Source organism: Halomonas ventosae (genome assembly GCF_004363555.1).
Lineage (GTDB): Bacteria > Pseudomonadota > Gammaproteobacteria > Pseudomonadales > Halomonadaceae > Halomonas > Halomonas ventosae.
The window spans coordinates 1-15442 of the sequence record NZ_SNZJ01000018.1 but is presented as its reverse complement, the minus strand read 5'-3'; the positions used below and the strand labels follow the sequence as shown (position 1 = coordinate 15442).

The following is a 15442-nucleotide window of genomic DNA, read 5'->3' as shown; positions in this document are numbered from 1 at the left end:
CTGGCTCTCAGTCTTGGTCAGAATGTAATCTTTCGTTACTAACTTTTGGTTATAATTGGGGATATTTTTGTTACTTATTGTTTTTTCTTCGGGCGGTGAGTCGCTAGATCAAGGACTTGTCGTCGGAAGGGTGTTCGGCCAATGCTTCGGCCGAGACCACCTGTCAAGGAAAATCAGTCCGGCACCGGCGACTTCACGATTCGATTTCTCATGATTAAGCATGAGGAAATCCATGCGTCCGAATACCAACCTCTCAGCTCCTTGCGCGTTCGTTTCCCCTGATGACTTCGACTCGTACAATGGACCATCCCTGATCGTCTGGAGAATCGACCATGACCCCAGCCCTGCTGGTCCTGGCCAGTGGCAATACCGGCAAGCTGCGCGAGTTCCATCAGCTGCTCGCCCCGCTGGGCTTCGACGTGCGGCCCCAGGCCGACTACGGCGTGGCCGATGTCGAGGAGACCGGCCTGACCTTCGTCGAGAACGCCCTGCTCAAGGCCCGGGAAGCCAGTCGTCTTAGTGGGCTGCCGGCCCTGGCCGACGATTCCGGCCTCGAGGTCGATGCCCTGAACGGGGCGCCCGGTATCTACTCCGCGCGCTATGCCGGCGAGCCGAAGAGCGATGCGCGCAACAACGCCCGGCTGCTGGCATCCCTGGCCGAGGTACCGGAAGGGCGTCGTCGGGCCCGCTACTGGTGCGTGCTGGTGCTGCTGCGCCATGCCGAGGACCCGGTGCCGCTTATCGTGCAGCGTAGCTGGGAAGGCGAGATCCTGCCGGCTCCCCGCGGCGAGGGGGGCTTCGGCTATGATCCGCTGTTCTGGCTCCCCGATCAGGGCGCGACTGCCGCCGAACTCACCGCCGAGCAGAAGAATCGGCTCAGCCACCGGGGGCGGGCGCTGCAGGCGCTGGTAGTGGCGATGGGCGTTGGGCAAGGACAATGATGAGCGCCTCTGCCCTGTCAGCGCTCGATGTGCCACCGCTGTCGCTCTATGTCCACGTCCCCTGGTGCGTACGCAAGTGTCCCTACTGTGACTTCAATTCCCACGGAGTGGGGCAGAGCGCCGAGCTCCCCGAGGCGCGCTACCTCGAGGCGCTGATCGCGGATCTCGAGGCCGACCTGCCGCTGGTCGCGGGACGCGAGCTGGTGAGCATCTTCATCGGGGGGGGGACCCCGAGCCTGATGTCGGGCGGCTTCTACGAACGACTGCTGCAGGCCGTGGCGAGCCGGCTTCCGCTGGCCGCCGATATCGAGATCACCCTGGAAGCGAATCCCGGGACCCTGGAGCGGGGACGTTTCGCCCACTACCGGGCGGCGGGCATCAACCGCCTGTCGCTGGGCGTGCAGAGCTTCCAGGACGCCCAGCTGGCGGCCCTGGGGCGTATCCATGGCGGTGACGATGCCGTGGCGGCCGTCGAGGAGGCGCGTCAGGCGGGCTTCGACAACCTCAACCTCGACCTGATGCACGGTCTTCCACAACAGACGCCGGCGCTGGCGCTGGCCGACCTCGACCAGGCGCTCTCCCTCTCCCCGGAGCATCTCTCCTGGTACCAGCTGACCCTGGAACCCAATACCGAATTCCATGCCTTCCCGCCTTCGCTCCCCGAGGAGGAGGTGCTGTGGGACATCCAGGACCTGGGACACGAGCGCCTGGAGGCCGCTGGCCTGGAGCGCTACGAGATTTCCGCCTATGCCCGTGCCGGGCGGAACTCGCGTCACAATCTCAACTACTGGCGCTTCGGCGACTATCTGGGGATCGGCGCTGGTGCCCACGGCAAGCTCAGCGTTCCGGGCGACGCTGGCCTGCAGATCCAGCGGCGCTGGAAATCGCGGCTGCCCGACGCCTACCTGCGTCGCCTTGACGACCCGCGGGGTTTCGTAGCGGGTCGAACCGACATCGAGGAGCGCGAGCTGCCGCTGGAGTTCGCCATGAATGCCCTGCGCCTGGTGGAGGGGGTGCCCCTGTCGACCTGGCAGGCCCATACGGGGCGTGGGCCGCGGGCGCTGCGTGACCGGCTGGTCGCGGCCCGTGAAAAAGGACTTCTTGTGGAAGATGCCGACTGGCTTAGGGCATCACCCCAGGGTCTACTATTCTTGAACGAATTGCTGGCTCTGATCGATGATGAACGGGCCAGTGAAGGATGACACTCGTCAACCCAAGGAGAAGAGGACACCATGAGCAGATCCATCCGACTGATAGCACCGCTGGCCGCCGCCGCGCTGCTGGTAGGCTGTACCACCACCGACCCCTATACCGGGGAGACCCAGCGTAGCCAGACCGGGACAGGTGCGGCCATCGGCGCCGCCGTGGGTGCCGCTGCCGGTGCCCTCAGTGGTGACGGCAGCACCAGCCGCCGCGATCGCGCCCTGATCGGCGCTGCCGTGGGGGCCGCTGCCGGCGGTGGCATCGGCGCCTACATGGATCGTCAGGAGGAGCAGCTGCGTCAGAGCACGCAGGGCACCGGTATCGGTGTCGATCGTCGCGGCGACGATATCGTGCTCAACATGCCGAGCGAGGTGACCTTCGCCTTCGACTCCAGCGACCTGACCCCCAATGCGCGCAATGCCCTCAATGACGTGGCCGCGGTGCTGCAGCAGTACCCCGATACGCAGGTCAACATCGCCGGCCATACCGACAGCACCGGCGACGCCAGCTACAACCAGCGGCTCTCCGAACGTCGTGCCGATTCGGTGGGCACCTACCTCGCCCAGTCCGGCGTATCACGCAACCGCCTGGCCATGCGCGGCTACGGCGAGAACCAGCCGGTGGCCAGCAACGACACCGAGCAGGGCCGGGCCCAGAATCGTCGGGTGGAGATCACCCTCACACCCATCGAGTCCCGCTTCCAGCAGCAGTAACTCGGCTTCCTGAAGCCGTACCATCCGGGCCCGTCGCTGCCATGCAGTGGCGGGCCCTTTCGTCTTGCCGACTCACGGATCTCCTTCCATGCTTTCCTACCAGCATGCCTATCATGCGGGCAATTTCGCCGATGTTCACAAGCATCTGACGCTCTTCGCGGTGGTCGACCATCTATTACGTAAGAAATCACCTGTTACGTACATGGATACCCATGCCGGTCGCGGTCTCTATCCGCTGGCAGCCGAGGAGACCGCGAGGCTGGGGGAGTACCGTGAAGGCATTGCCCGGCTATGGCAGGCGAGGGCGCGACTGGGTGATGACCCGCTGCTCGGCGACTGGCTCGCTGCTGTTGGCCGGGTCCAGGCGCGAGACGGCCGGCTCGACCACTATCCCGGCTCGCCCTGGTGGCTCTCGGATCGCTTGCGTGCCAGTGACCGGCTGATGCTCTTCGAACTGCACCCCGGCGAGCATGGCCACCTGGCTCGCCAGACACTGCCCGACAATGTGCAGCGCATCCATGGCGACGGCCTCGAGGGTCTGATGAAGCGATTGCCGGTGGCCACCCCACGGCTTTGCGTGCTGGTCGACCCCAGCTACGAGCGCAAGGCGGAGTATGGCGAGGTGGTTGATGCGCTGCTCGAGGCCATGCGCCTGGCGCGACATGCCGTCGTGCTGGTGTGGTACCCCCTGCTGCCGGCCGGCCGCCATCGGGAGCTGCTGGAGGGGCTGCGCGAGGGCGGCCTGCGCAAGATCTGGCGCAGCGAGCTGAGGCTGCGCGAGGCGAAGGAGGGCGAGCGCGGCATGGTCGGCAGCGGCATGCTGGTGATCAACCCCCCCTGGGGGCTGGATACGCGGCTGGAAGCCGCCATGCGGCAGGTCACGCCGCTGCTGGGGGAAACCAGCCGCCATACCGGCGACTGGTGGGTAGGGGAGTAGGGGATGGGCCCTGCGGGAAGGGGCTACTTGCCGATACAGAAGCTGCCGAAGATCTCGCCCAGCGGAGGTGGTATCGACCGCGCTGACAGCGCGGTCCTGCGGGACCGCCTACTTGCCGATACAGAAACTGCCGAAGATCTCGCCCAGCAGGTCATCGGCGCTGAATTCCCCGGTGATCTCCCCCAGCGCCTGCTGGGCATCGCGCAGGTCCTCGGCAAGCAGTTCACCGGCCCCGTAGCCGGCGAGCTGCGCCTCGCCATTGGCCAGGGCCTGGCTGGCGCGGTCGAGAGCCTCCAGGTGGCGTCGCCGGGCCGAGAAACGCCCTTCGGTGGTGGCGGCATAGCCCATCACCGCTTTGAGGTGCTCCCTGAGGCCATCTACCCCCGCGCCACTCCGGGCCGACAGCCGGATCACCGGCGTGGTGGCGTCGGTATCGATGCCGGGGGATTCGTGGCTGGCGTCGATCTTGTTGCGCACCAGCGTCAGCCGCGAGGGGTCCTGAAGCCGTGCGACGAATTCGGGCCAGATGGCCATGGGGTCGATGGCATCGGTGGTGGCCGCATCCACCAGCAGCAGTACCCGATCGGCCTTCTCGATCTCCCCCCAGGCCCGGGCCACCCCGATCTTCTCCACCGCGTCGGGGGTATCGCGAAGCCCGGCGGTGTCGATGACGTGCAAGGGCATGCCATCCAGATGGATATGCTCACGCAGCACGTCCCGGGTCGTGCCCTCGATGTCGGTGACGATGGCGGTGTCCTGTTCGGTCAGCGCATTGAGCAGGCTCGACTTTCCGGCATTGGGACGCCCGGCGATCACCACGCTCATGCCTTCCCGCATCAGGGCTCCCTGACCGGCCGCGGCCCGCACCTCGGCCAGCTCCGACTGGAGCGCGGCCAGCCGGCTGGCGACATGTCCGTCGGCGAGGAAGTCGATCTCCTCCTCGGGGAAGTCGATGGCGGCCTCGACGTACATGCGCAGCTCGATCAGCCGCTGGACCAGTGATGCCACGCGACGCGAGAACTCGCCCTGCAGGGAGCGCAGGGCGTTCTCGGCTGCACCCCGGGAGCTGGCCTCGATCAGGTCGACGATGGCCTCGGCCTGGGCCAGGTCCAGCTTGTCGTTGAGGAAGGCGCGCTCCGAGAACTCCCCGGGGCGAGCGAGCCGTGCCCCCAACTGCACGCAGCGCTCGAGCAGCAGGTCCATGATCACCGGACCGCCATGCCCCTGGAGTTCCAGGACATCCTCGCCGGTGAAGGAGTGGGGTCCCGGGAAGAACAGCGCGATGCCCTCGTCGATCACCGCGGATGCGCCGCGGAAGGGGCCGTAGTGGGCGTATCGCGGGGCCGGGCAGTGGCCCACCATGGCCTCGGCGATCGTCCTGCAGGCGGGGCCGGAGACGCGGATGATGCCCACGCCGCCGCGGCCCGGTGGCGTGGCCAGGGCAGTGATGGTGTCCTGATCATGGAGATTGGCGGTCATCGGCGGCTCCTCAGCTGGAAGGGACATTCTCCGGGTCGGGTCCTGCAAACGCCAGACCCCCGCCGAGGCGGGGGTCTGGGTGTCGGGGAGAAGCACCGCGCTACTTGGTCTTCATGCCCTTGCCGATACTCGGGTCGGCCTCGATCTTGCGGGTGATCGCATACTGCTGAACGATGGAGATGCAGTTGTTGACCACCCAGTAGATGACCAGGCCCGCCGGGAACCACAGGAAGAAGAAGGTGAAGACGATCGGCAGCATCTTCATGATCTTCGCCTGCATCGGATCCGGAGGTGTCGGGTTGAGCATCTGCTGGACGAACATCGAGGCGCCCATCAGGATCGGCAGGATGAAGTACGGATCCTTCACCGACAGGTCCTGGATCCAGAACATGAAGGGGGCGTGACGCAGTTCCACGGATTCCAGCAGCATCCAGTAGAGGGCGATGAAGACCGGCATCTGCACCAGGATCGGCAGGCAGCCGCCCAGGGGGTTGATCTTCTCCTTCTGGTAGAACTTCATCATCTCCTGGGACATCTTCTGGCGATCGTCGCCGAACTGCTCCTTGAGGCGCTGCATCTCAGGGCCAAGCTTGCGCATGCGGGCCATGGACTTGTAGGCCTTGGCGGAGAGCGGCCAGAGGGCCAGCTTCACCAGCAGGGTCAGCAGAACGATGGACCAGCCCCAGTTGCCGATCAGGTCATGGATCTGGTCCAGCAGCCAGAACAGCGGGTTGGCGATGAACCACAGCCAGCCAAAGTCCACCGTCAGCTCCAGGTGGGGGGCCACGGCCTCCAGTCGCTCCTGCACCTTGGGTCCCATGTAGAGGGTCGCCCCCAGCGTCGCCTCGCCGTCGGCGGCCACGCTGCTGGTGGGGCCGGCGAAGGCGGCCACGTTGCGACCGCGGGAGTCGGTGGTGGCGTAGTAGAGGTTCTGCTGGTTCTGGGCGGGTGCCCAGGCCGAGGTGAAGTAGTGCTGGATGATGGCGACCCAGCCCCCCTCGACGTCGCGGTTGTTGAAGGCGCCTTCCTGGATCTCCTCGAAGTCGACCTTGAGGTAGCGATCCTCCGGAGTGGAGTAGGCCGCACCCAGGAAGGACTGCATGCCCAGGGCCGGTCCGCTGGAGGGGTCGCTGCTGTTGTCGCGGGCCAGCTGGCCGATGAAGCGGGCCGTGACGGGCTGCTCGGTGTTGTTGGCCAGGTAGTAGTTCACGTCCACCGCGTAGCTGTCACGCTCGAAGGTGAAGCGCTTGATCACCTCCACGCCATTCACTTCGGCGGTAAGGTCGACCTCGAGTCGCTCGTCGTTCTCGCCCAGCCGGTATTCGGTCGCCTCGGGGGCGAAGGTGATGCGGCCCTCGTGGCCCTCGAGCTGAAGGCCGGAGCGTGCCACATAGCTGCGACCCTCGCTGTCGGAGAGCAGCACATAGGGGCGCTCGGAGTCGAGGCTGAAGCGGTGCTGCGGCAGCGCCGCGTAGACGATGTCTCCCCCCTGGGGGTCGATGCGGACATCGAGCACGTCGGTGACGACGGCCACCAGGTCACGGCTGCCCGACGCAGCGGCGGGCTCGCCGGGAATCTCGCCGGTCATGTCGTCCGCCGGGCCGGCAGTCGCCGGGACCGAGAGGTCGTCGCTGCCCGTGGATGCGGGGTCCTGGCGGCTCCCTTCCGGGGCGCTGCTGGTGATGGCGGGAGCTTGCGGCTCAGGGGTCACCTGTCCGTAGTCCTGATTCCACTGCACGATCAGCAGGTACGCGAGTACCGCCAGGGGAATCACGAGGAGAAGTCGTTTTACGTCCATGAGGGGTCTGCCCGATGGGTAGTGAACATTCCGATGGCGCAACGCAGGTCGCCCACCCGAGATACACGAAAGCCTGCCGAAGGCAGGCTGGACAACGCGTGCAGGCTGGCTGCATCCGAGGCGTCAGCGTGGAGGGGCGCAACGAGGCAGGCAGTGGTCATGTCCATGCCGGCTCCGGGGTGCACCGGCACGCTGGGGTGCCGGTCACCGTGTGCGGCCCGCGTTACCGCTCTCCGGGCTGGGCGAGTCCATCCCGGGGGACGACCTGCGCGCCTCTCGCTCCAGGCGACGCCACATCCCGTGGAGCTGGCGATGCACGGTGGCATTGTCCAGTTCATGGACTCCTCGTCTTGCCAGCACCACGATATCCACCGAGGGCAGGCGGTGCTGCTGAAGCCGGATGGATTCACGCACGATGCGCTTGAGGCGGTTTCGGTCGACGGCTCTGCGGACGTTCTTCTTGCTGAAGATCAGGCCGAGTCGCGGATGTCCTCGCTCGTTGGGAGAGGCGAGGGCCATCAGCCCCTTGCCGTGGACCTTGAATGCAGCCGTTTCGAAGACACGTCGATAATCCCCGGCGGTCAGCAGTCGCAGCTGCCGGGGATAGCCCTGACTGGACACGCGAGGGCCGCGGTCAGGCGCTCAGGCGCTTGCGGCCCTTGGCACGGCGACGGGCCAGTACGGCACGACCATTCTTGGTGGCCATGCGTGCACGGAAGCCATGCACGCGCTTGCGCTTGAGGACGCTGGGTTGAAAAGTACGTTTCATAACTCGTTATTCCCACGTGGTTTTCGGAACGAATCGATCATTCGGAGACATCCGGATGCCGCTGGCGGACCCGGGGGTATTCGGTTCAAGACCGGAAATTGTAGTGATTTCAGGCCCGCGGTGCAATTCTTCCGTGCGTCCCGATGCTGCCGGCCGGGCATGGCACCCCGCTGTCCTCTCGTCGCGCCCTCAGGCAATCACCGGCAGGGGGCAAGCCCTGTTATCACTATTGGGGATATGTATTGTGACCAAGCCCGTATAATCTCTTTTAATCAATATGTTAGAGATAAAGGATTGCTGTGGACAAGGTGGGGATGCGGCGGGGATTGCCTGCCCTGGCGCCCGGCAGGTAGCGGCGACCTGCGCGGGTCGCCTCTACCTGTCGAATACGCACTCGGTGCGGGTCGCGCAGGGGTTTTCCACAGACCGCGACTCGGCGCGGGGCATGTGGATAACCCGTCGTCTGAACGATACAATAGGCGGTCGTTTTCAATGCAATGGTGAGGTCGCGTGTCACTGGCTCTCTGGCAACAATGTCTGGATACCCTGCAGGATGAACTGAATTCCCAGCAGTTCAACACCTGGATCCGCCCGCTGCAGGCGGAGGAAGGGGAGTCCAACCAGTTGCGCCTCCTGGCGCCGAACCGCTTCGTGCGTGACTGGGTAAGCGACAAGTATGCCAAGCGGATCAGCGAGCTGATGCGTGAGCTCTCGCCCGCCAAGCCGCCGAAGGTGGTGCTGACCGTCGGCAGTCGCCGCGCGGCGCCGAGCCCTCAACCTCGCGAGCTGGGCAATCCCGTCTCGGCGACTCGAGCGCCAGCCGCACCGGCAGTCCAGGTGCCTCCGCGTGGTGATGTGGGGGATGAGCGCGAGATCGATCAGCTGCGCGAGGAGGGCGCCGGCCAGCGGCGTGGCGGCGAGCGCCAGGTGCAGGTGGAGGGGAGCCTCAAGCACAGCAGTGGCCTGAATCCCAACTTCACCTTCGAGACCTTCGTCGAGGGCAAATCGAACCAGCTGGCCAGGGCCGCTTCCCGCCAGGTGTCCGAGAATCCCGGCGGCGCCTACAACCCGCTGTTCCTCTATGGCGGGGTCGGCCTCGGCAAGACCCACCTGATGCATGCCGTGGGTAACGCCCTGGCAACGCGACGCGAGAATGCCCGCGTCGTTTACCTGCATTCCGAGCGCTTCGTGGCCGACATGGTCAAGGCGCTGCAGCTCAACGCCATCAATGACTTCAAGCGTTTCTATCGCAGCGTCGATGCCCTGCTGATCGACGATATCCAGTTCTTCGCGGGCAAGGAGCGCTCCCAGGAGGAGTTCTTCCATACCTTCAATGCCCTGCTCGAGGGCGGCCAGCAGATGATCCTGACATCTGATCGATACCCCAAGGAAATCAGTGGGGTAGAGGAGCGCCTGAAGTCGCGTTTCGGGTGGGGGCTGACGGTGGCCATCGAGCCGCCGGAGCTGGAGACCCGGGTGGCGATCCTGATGAAGAAGGCCGACCAGGCCAAGGTCGACCTGCCCCACGACGCCGCCTTCTTCATCGCCCAGAAGATCCGCTCCAACGTGCGTGAGCTGGAGGGGGCCCTCAAGAAGGTGATCGCCGACTCCCACTTCATGGGCAAGACGATCACCCAGGATTTCATCCGCGAATCCCTCAAGGACCTGCTGGCGCTCCAGGACAAGCAGGTCGGTGTGGACAACATCCAGCGCACCGTGGCCGAGTACTACAAGATCAAGCTTGCCGACCTGCTCTCCAAGCGTCGTTCTCGCTCGGTGGCCCGGCCCCGCCAGGTCGCCATGGCTCTGGCCAAGGAGTTGACCAACCATAGTCTGCCGGAGATCGGGGATGCCTTCGGTGGTCGAGATCACACCACGGTGCTGCATGCCTGCCGCAAGGTGAAGGCGTTGCAGGAGGAGAGCGCGGACATCCGCGAGGACTACAAGAATCTGCTGCGGCTGTTGACCAGCTGAACGGAACACCAGCGGTCGGGTCGCCGGCCTCAACCCCTCCAGGACAAGTAGTGGAGCCGACATGAAATTTTCCATCTCCCGAGAAGCGCTGCTGCGCCCGCTGACGCTGGTTGCCGGCGTGGTGGAGCGACGCCAGACCCTGCCGGTACTCTCCAACGTGCTGATTCAGGTCGACCAGGACCAGGTCTCCCTTACCGGCACCGACCTCGAGGTCGAGCTGATCGGCCGCACCGCCGCCAGCCTGGTGGAGGAGCCTGGTTCGGCGACGGTGCCTGCGCGCAAGCTCATGGACATCTGCAAGTCGCTGCCGGACCAGTCCGAGATACAGCTTTCCCTCGAGGAGGGGAGGGCGGTGCTGCGCAGCGGTCGCTCGCGCTTCACCCTCTCGACCCTGCCGGTGGCCGAATTTCCCAATATCGAGGATGATCCGGGTAACGTGGAGCTCAGCCTGCCGCGGGGCATCCTGAAGCACCTGATCGATGCGACCTCCTTCGCGATGGCCCAGCAGGACGTCCGCTATTATCTCAACGGGATGCTGCTCGAACTGGGCAACAATCTGGTGCGTACCGTGGCGACCGACGGCCATCGGCTTGCCGTCTGCTCGCGCCCGGCCGAGATTCAGGTGGAGCCCTCCCAGAAGCTGATCGTGCCGCGCAAGGGGGTCCTGGAACTGGTGCGGCTGCTCGATGATGGCGAGGAGCCGGTCAGTCTGACCCTCGGCGCCAGTCATGTGCGTGCCCACACCGGCGACTTCACCTTCACGTCCAAGCTGGTCGACGGCAAGTTCCCCGACTACGAGCGGGTCGTGCCGCGCGGCGGTGACAAGGTCTTCATCGCCGACCGTGCCGAGCTGCGTCAGGTGCTGTCGCGCACGGCCATCCTCTCCAACGAGAAGTACCGTGGCGTGCGCCTGAATCTCGAGGAGGGCAACCTGCGGGTGATGGCCAACAACCCCGAGCAGGAAGAGGCCGAGGAGAACGTCGCCATCGAGTACAGCGGGCCGGCCATGGAGATCGGCTTCAATGTCGGCTATCTCGTCGACGTGCTCAGCGTGCTGGACGAGGATCGGGTACAGATGACCCTGGCCGATCCCAACAGCAGTGCGCTGATGGAAGAACCCGGCGGCGGCGACGCCATGTACGTCGTCATGCCGATGCGCCTCTGAGGCGCCGGCAGGCGGTACCTGTCTCGGGTGCCGCCAACGCCGCGGTCGATCTCGCCTGATGCCTCTCGAACGCCTTGCCTTCCATGGCCTGCGCAACCTGCAGGTCGTGGACCTGACCCCGGGTCCACGCATCAACCTCTTCACCGGCGCCAACGGCAGCGGCAAGACCAGCCTGCTGGAGGGCATCCATGTCCTGGGCATGGGACGTTCCTTTCGCGCCCGCCAGCTGCGTCATGCCATTGCTCACGATGCCGACGCCATGACGCTGCACGGCCGCGTGGCCGGCGAGCCGGCGATGGCCATCGGCATACGCCGGCACCGCGAGGGTGGTGAGCTTGAGATGCGCCTGGCGGGAGAACGTCTGGAGCGCGTCTCGCGCCTGGTCGAGACCCTGCCGCTGCAGCTGATCAATCCTGACGCCTTCCGTCTCCTGGAGGGCCCGCCGGCCGGGCGGCGCGAGTTTCTCGATTGGGGTGTGTTTCACGTGGAACATGGTTTTCTCGATGTCTGGCGACGCTTCCGACGCGCGCTGAAACATCGGAATGCCCTTCTCCGGCATGGTAGAATGACAGATGCTTCCCTGGATGCGTGGGAACAGGAGCTGGTGCACTGGGGCGACCGACTGGATGGCATGCGTCGCGACTGGACCGAGAGTTTCGTGCCGGTATTCGAGGACACGCTGGCCGAGCTGATCGCGCTGCCCGGGCTGACGCTGCGCTACTCGCGTGGCTGGGACCGCAAGCGTGAACTGGCGGACATCCTTCGCGATGCCCGTGCCACGGATTGCCAGATGGGTTTTACCCAGCAGGGTCCACAGCGGGCAGAGCTGGGTATTCGTCTCGGCAAGCGTCCGGCGGTGGAAGTGCTCTCCCGCGGCCAGCAGAAGCTGGTGGTGAGTGCCCTCAAGCTGGCCCAGGGGCGCCTGCTCGAGCAGGTCACCGGCCGCACCTGCATCTACCTGATCGATGACCTGCCTGCCGAGCTGGATCTCGAGCATCGCCGGGTCTTCTGCGGCTGGCTTGAACGCATGCGCTGCCAGGTATTCATCACCAGTGTCGACCCCGATGCCCTGGCAGGGCTCTGGCAGCCGGACACCCAGGTGGCGATGTTCCACGTGAAACATTCCGAATCGGGGCAGGGACAGCTGCTGCCACTGGACAGACAGACTTCATGACGGAGTAGTCAATGAGCGAACAGGCTTACGACTCATCGAGCATCAAGGTCCTCAAGGGCCTGGATGCCGTACGCAAGCGGCCGGGGATGTATATCGGCGACACCGATGACGGCACCGGCCTGCACCATATGGTGTTCGAGCTGGTGGACAACTCCATCGATGAAGCCCTGGCCGGGCACTGCAGCGAGATCCGGGTCATCATCCATCCCGACGAGTCGGTGACCGTGACCGACAACGGTCGCGGCGTCCCGACCGACATCCACGAGGGAGAGGGCGTGTCGGCAGCCGAGGTGATCATGACGGTGCTGCATGCCGGCGGCAAGTTTGACGACAACTCCTACAAGGTGTCCGGTGGCCTGCACGGCGTGGGGGTCTCCGTCGTCAATGCCCTGTCCGAGGAGCTGAGGCTGACCATCTGGCGTGCGGGCCAGGTGCACGAGCAGGTCTATCACCATGGGGTCCCCGACGCCCCGCTGTCGGTGGTAGGCAAGACGGAGAAGAGCGGGACCCGCGTGCATTTCCGTCCCTCTTCCGAGACCTTCCATAACATCGAGTTCCACTACGACATCCTGGCCAAGCGCCTCCGTGAGCTCTCCTTCCTCAACTCCGGCGTGGCCATCCGCCTGATGGACGAGCGCAGTGGCAAGGAGGAGCTATTCCACTACGAGGGTGGCCTCAAGGCCTTCGTCAACCACCTGAATACCAACAAGACCGTGCTCAACCCGGTGTTCCACTTCAATGCCGAGCGCGAGGATGGCGTCGGCGTGGAAGTGGCGATGCAGTGGAACGATACCTTCTCCGAGAACATCTTCTGCTACACGAACAACATTCCCCAGCGGGATGGCGGCACCCACCTGGCCGGCTTCCGTGCGGCCCTCACCCGCTCGCTGAACCACTATATCGAGGCCGAGGGACTGCTCAAGAAGGCCAAGGTCAATACCTCCGGCGACGATGCCCGCGAGGGACTGACCGCGATTATCTCCGTCAAGGTTCCGGACCCGAAATTCTCTGCCCAGACCAAGGACAAGCTGGTTTCCTCCGAGGTCAAGACCGCGGTGGAGCAGGAGATGGGGCGGCTGTTCTCGGAATACCTGATCGAGAAGCCCAACGAGGCGAAGGCCATCGTCAACAAGATGCTGGACGCGGCCCGGGCCCGCGAGGCGGCGCGCAAGGCGCGCGACATGACTCGCCGCAAGGGGGCCCTGGACATCGCGGGCCTGCCCGGGAAGCTGGCCGATTGCCAGGAGAAGGACCCCAGCCTCTCCGAGCTCTTCCTCGTCGAGGGTGACTCGGCCGGCGGCAGCGCCAAGCAGGGGCGGGATCGTCGCACCCAGGCGATCCTGCCGCTCAAGGGCAAGATCCTCAACGTCGAGAAGGCACGCTTCGACAAGATGCTCTCCTCGGCCGAGGTCGGCACCCTGATAACGGCCCTGGGCTGCGGTATCGGCCGCGAGGAGTTCGATCCCGACAAGCTGCGCTATCACTCCATCATCATCATGACCGATGCCGACGTGGACGGCTCGCACATCCGTACCCTGCTGCTGACCTTCTTCTTCCGCCAGATGTCGCAGCTGATCGAGCGCGGCCATGTCTTCATCGCCCAGCCGCCGCTCTACAAGATCAAGCGTGGCAAGCAGGAGCTCTATCTCAAGGATGAGCAGGCGATGATCGATTACCTGACGACAACGGCGCTCGACGGTGCGCGGCTGCATGTCAACGCGGATGCGCCTGGTATCGGCGGTGCCCAGCTGGAAGCCCTTGTCAACCAGTATCGCGATGTGATGAAGCGCATCGATCGCCTTTCGCGCGTCTACCCCAATGTCGTGCTGCGCAAGATCGTCCATGCGGCGCATCTCGACGGTGAGCAGAGCCTGCGCGACCGTGTCACCATGCAGAACTGGATCGAGTACCTGCAGGCCGAGATGGATGCCCTGGTCTCCTACGAGGGGGGGCCGCGATACACCTTCCGCCTCGAGGAGGAAGGTGAGCGTGGCGTCTTCCTGCCCGCGGTGACGCTGACGGCGCATGGTGTCACCACCGACTATGTCTGGGGCATCGAGTTCTTCACCAGTGCCGACTATCGCGCCATGGCAGGCCTCGGAGAGACGCTGGACGGCCTGCTGGAGGAGGGCAGCTATGTGGCTCGTGGTGAGCGACAGAAGCCCGTGGCGACCTTCTATGATGCCCTGGAGTGGCTGATGGCCGAGGCCCAGCGTGGCCTATCCATCCAGCGCTACAAGGGACTGGGCGAGATGAACCCGGACCAGCTCTGGGAGACGACCATGAACCCCGATACCCGTCGCATGCTGCGGGTTTCCATCGAGGATGCGGTCGCCGCCGACATGATGTTCAATACCCTGATGGGGGACGAGGTCGAGCCTCGACGCGACTTCATCGAACGCTATGCCCTGGTGGCCAACCTGGATATCTGATGGCCGAGGCGCGATGTTCCACGTGAAACATCGCGCTGCCTGAGTGAGTGCCAACAGTACGACAAGGCCGGCTTCTCGAAGCCGGCCTTGTCGCGTTCAGCGTACTGTCTTCCCGGGGTTACTGGGCTGCCTGTCCCTTCTCGTCCCGTGCCAGCAGCCAGTCCACGAAGGCCGCGAGATCATCGAAGACCATCGCGCCTTGTAGCCCTTCCCCCTTTTCCTCCGTGCGACGGCCCTTGCCGGTGCGGACAAGGACCGGCCGACAACCCATGGGTTCGCCAGCCTGCAGGTCGCGCAGACTGTCGCCGACCATCCAGCTGCCTTCCAGGTTGTCCAGCGACAAGACCTGCCGAATCTCTTCCAGCAAGCCAGGCAATGGCTTTCGGCAATCACAGTCGTCACCCGGGCCATGGGGGCAGTGGGCGATATGGGCAATTTCTCCGTCGGCCTCGCGAACCAGGTCGCGGAGCCGACCATGCATGGCCTCCAGCACCTCCACGCCATAGTAGCCGCGGGCAATGCCGGACTGATTGGTAGCGACGGCCACTGTCCAGCCGGCACGGTGGAGTCGGGCGATAGCCTCGACAGCGTCAGGGTAGGGGATCCATTCCTCGAGGGACTTCACGTAGTCGTCGGAGTCCCGGTTGATGACCCCATCTCGGTCGAGGATCACGAGCCTGTCGGCTGCGGGCATGGTGTTGATCTCCTAGGGCGGATTGTCCGTTGTGCAGGAGTGTTTCACGTGGAACATCTCCTGCCAAGCCGCCAAGCCGCCAAGCCGCCAAGCCGCCAAGCCGCCAAGCCGCCAAGCCGCCAAGCCGCCAAGCCGCCAAGCCGCCAAGCCGCCAAGCCGCCCG

The 15442-nt window shown here is 65.0% G+C and carries 13 protein-coding genes; 8 read left to right on the top strand and 5 right to left on the bottom strand.

Features of this window, described 5'->3' with window-relative positions; translation table 11 throughout:
* Positions 1–332 precede the first annotated feature (332 nt).
* The 4 genes from rdgB to DFP85_RS14355 all read left to right on the top strand — a co-directional run bounded on the left by rdgB (position 333) and on the right by DFP85_RS14355 (position 3794).
* Positions 333–941: an RdgB/HAM1 family non-canonical purine NTP pyrophosphatase gene (rdgB, locus tag DFP85_RS14370; protein ID WP_133637138.1), complete on the top strand. Its 609-nt coding sequence runs from the start codon at positions 333–335 to the stop codon at positions 939–941.
* Complete coding sequence (gene hemW, locus DFP85_RS14365; RefSeq protein ID WP_208108515.1) at positions 941–2143, top strand: radical SAM family heme chaperone HemW; 1203 nt, start codon at positions 941–943, stop codon at positions 2141–2143. Before rdgB ends, hemW begins: the two co-directional genes overlap by 1 nt.
* Before the next feature lie 30 nt (positions 2144–2173).
* Positions 2174–2857 (top strand): YiaD family glycine zipper/OmpA-like lipoprotein, encoded by a 684-nt coding sequence (locus tag DFP85_RS14360; protein WP_133637136.1) that lies wholly within the window; start codon positions 2174–2176, stop codon positions 2855–2857.
* Positions 2858–2945: 88 nt separating this feature from the next.
* Positions 2946–3794: a 23S rRNA (adenine(2030)-N(6))-methyltransferase RlmJ gene (locus tag DFP85_RS14355; RefSeq protein ID WP_133637135.1), complete on the top strand. Its 849-nt coding sequence runs from the start codon at positions 2946–2948 to the stop codon at positions 3792–3794.
* Between the two features lie 108 nt (positions 3795–3902).
* Here the strand turns inward: DFP85_RS14355 and mnmE are convergent, their stop codons facing one another.
* The 4 genes from mnmE to rpmH all read right to left on the bottom strand — a co-directional run bounded on the left by mnmE (position 3903) and on the right by rpmH (position 7840).
* Entirely contained in the window at positions 3903–5273 is a 1371-nt protein-coding gene (gene mnmE, locus DFP85_RS14350; RefSeq protein ID WP_133637134.1) for a tRNA uridine-5-carboxymethylaminomethyl(34) synthesis GTPase MnmE, read from the bottom strand.
* Positions 5274–5373: 100 nt separating this feature from the next.
* The gene (gene yidC, locus DFP85_RS14345; RefSeq protein WP_133637133.1) at positions 5374–7071 is read right to left on the bottom strand and encodes a membrane protein insertase YidC; all 1698 of its coding nucleotides are present in this window, start codon (positions 7069–7071) and stop codon (positions 5374–5376) included.
* Positions 7072–7275: 204 nt separating this feature from the next.
* Positions 7276–7692: a ribonuclease P protein component gene (gene rnpA / locus DFP85_RS14340; protein WP_133637132.1), complete on the bottom strand. Its 417-nt coding sequence runs from the start codon at positions 7690–7692 to the stop codon at positions 7276–7278.
* Positions 7693–7705: 13 nt separating this feature from the next.
* Positions 7706–7840 carry a 50S ribosomal protein L34 gene (gene rpmH / locus DFP85_RS14335; protein WP_010626003.1) on the bottom strand — a complete coding sequence of 45 codons (135 nt, stop codon included), beginning with the start codon at positions 7838–7840 and terminating at the stop codon, positions 7706–7708.
* Between the two features lie 510 nt (positions 7841–8350).
* Between rpmH and dnaA the strand changes: the two genes are divergently transcribed.
* The 4 genes from dnaA (at position 8351) to gyrB (ending at position 14585) form a co-directional block, all read left to right on the top strand.
* A complete protein-coding gene (gene dnaA, locus DFP85_RS14330) occupies positions 8351–9814 on the top strand; it encodes a chromosomal replication initiator protein DnaA (protein WP_106231148.1) in 1464 nt (487 codons plus the stop codon).
* A gap of 61 nt (positions 9815–9875) precedes the next feature.
* Positions 9876–10979: a DNA polymerase III subunit beta gene (gene dnaN / locus DFP85_RS14325; RefSeq protein WP_133637131.1), complete on the top strand. Its 1104-nt coding sequence runs from the start codon at positions 9876–9878 to the stop codon at positions 10977–10979.
* Between the two features lie 58 nt (positions 10980–11037).
* Positions 11038–12153 (top strand): DNA replication/repair protein RecF, encoded by a 1116-nt coding sequence (gene recF, locus DFP85_RS14320; protein WP_133637130.1) that lies wholly within the window; start codon positions 11038–11040, stop codon positions 12151–12153.
* An 11-nt stretch (positions 12154–12164) separates the two neighbouring features.
* Positions 12165–14585: a DNA topoisomerase (ATP-hydrolyzing) subunit B gene (gyrB, locus tag DFP85_RS14315; protein WP_133637129.1), complete on the top strand. Its 2421-nt coding sequence runs from the start codon at positions 12165–12167 to the stop codon at positions 14583–14585.
* A gap of 118 nt (positions 14586–14703) precedes the next feature.
* On the opposite strand, the gene gmhB is transcribed toward gyrB, so the two are convergent.
* Positions 14704–15279: a D-glycero-beta-D-manno-heptose 1,7-bisphosphate 7-phosphatase gene (gene gmhB, locus DFP85_RS14310; RefSeq protein ID WP_133637128.1), complete on the bottom strand. Its 576-nt coding sequence runs from the start codon at positions 15277–15279 to the stop codon at positions 14704–14706.
* Positions 15280–15442: the final 163 nt, after the last annotated feature.

Coding starts and splice junctions, on each gene's coding strand:
- rdgB (WP_133637138.1), top strand. CDS start 333: ATGACCCCAGCCCTGCTGGTCCTGGCCAGTGGCAATACCGGCAAGCTG.
- hemW (WP_208108515.1), top strand. CDS start 941: ATGAGCGCCTCTGCCCTGTCAGCGCTCGATGTGCCACCGCTGTCGCTC.
- DFP85_RS14360 (WP_133637136.1), top strand. CDS start 2,174: ATGAGCAGATCCATCCGACTGATAGCACCGCTGGCCGCCGCCGCGCTG.
- DFP85_RS14355 (WP_133637135.1), top strand. CDS start 2,946: ATGCTTTCCTACCAGCATGCCTATCATGCGGGCAATTTCGCCGATGTT.
- mnmE (WP_133637134.1), bottom strand. CDS start 5,273: ATGACCGCCAATCTCCATGATCAGGACACCATCACTGCCCTGGCCACG.
- yidC (WP_133637133.1), bottom strand. CDS start 7,071: ATGGACGTAAAACGACTTCTCCTCGTGATTCCCCTGGCGGTACTCGCG.
- rpmH (WP_010626003.1), bottom strand. CDS start 7,840: ATGAAACGTACTTTTCAACCCAGCGTCCTCAAGCGCAAGCGCGTGCAT.
- dnaN (WP_133637131.1), top strand. CDS start 9,876: ATGAAATTTTCCATCTCCCGAGAAGCGCTGCTGCGCCCGCTGACGCTG.
- recF (WP_133637130.1), top strand. CDS start 11,038: ATGCCTCTCGAACGCCTTGCCTTCCATGGCCTGCGCAACCTGCAGGTC.
- gyrB (WP_133637129.1), top strand. CDS start 12,165: ATGAGCGAACAGGCTTACGACTCATCGAGCATCAAGGTCCTCAAGGGC.
- gmhB (WP_133637128.1), bottom strand. CDS start 15,279: ATGCCCGCAGCCGACAGGCTCGTGATCCTCGACCGAGATGGGGTCATC.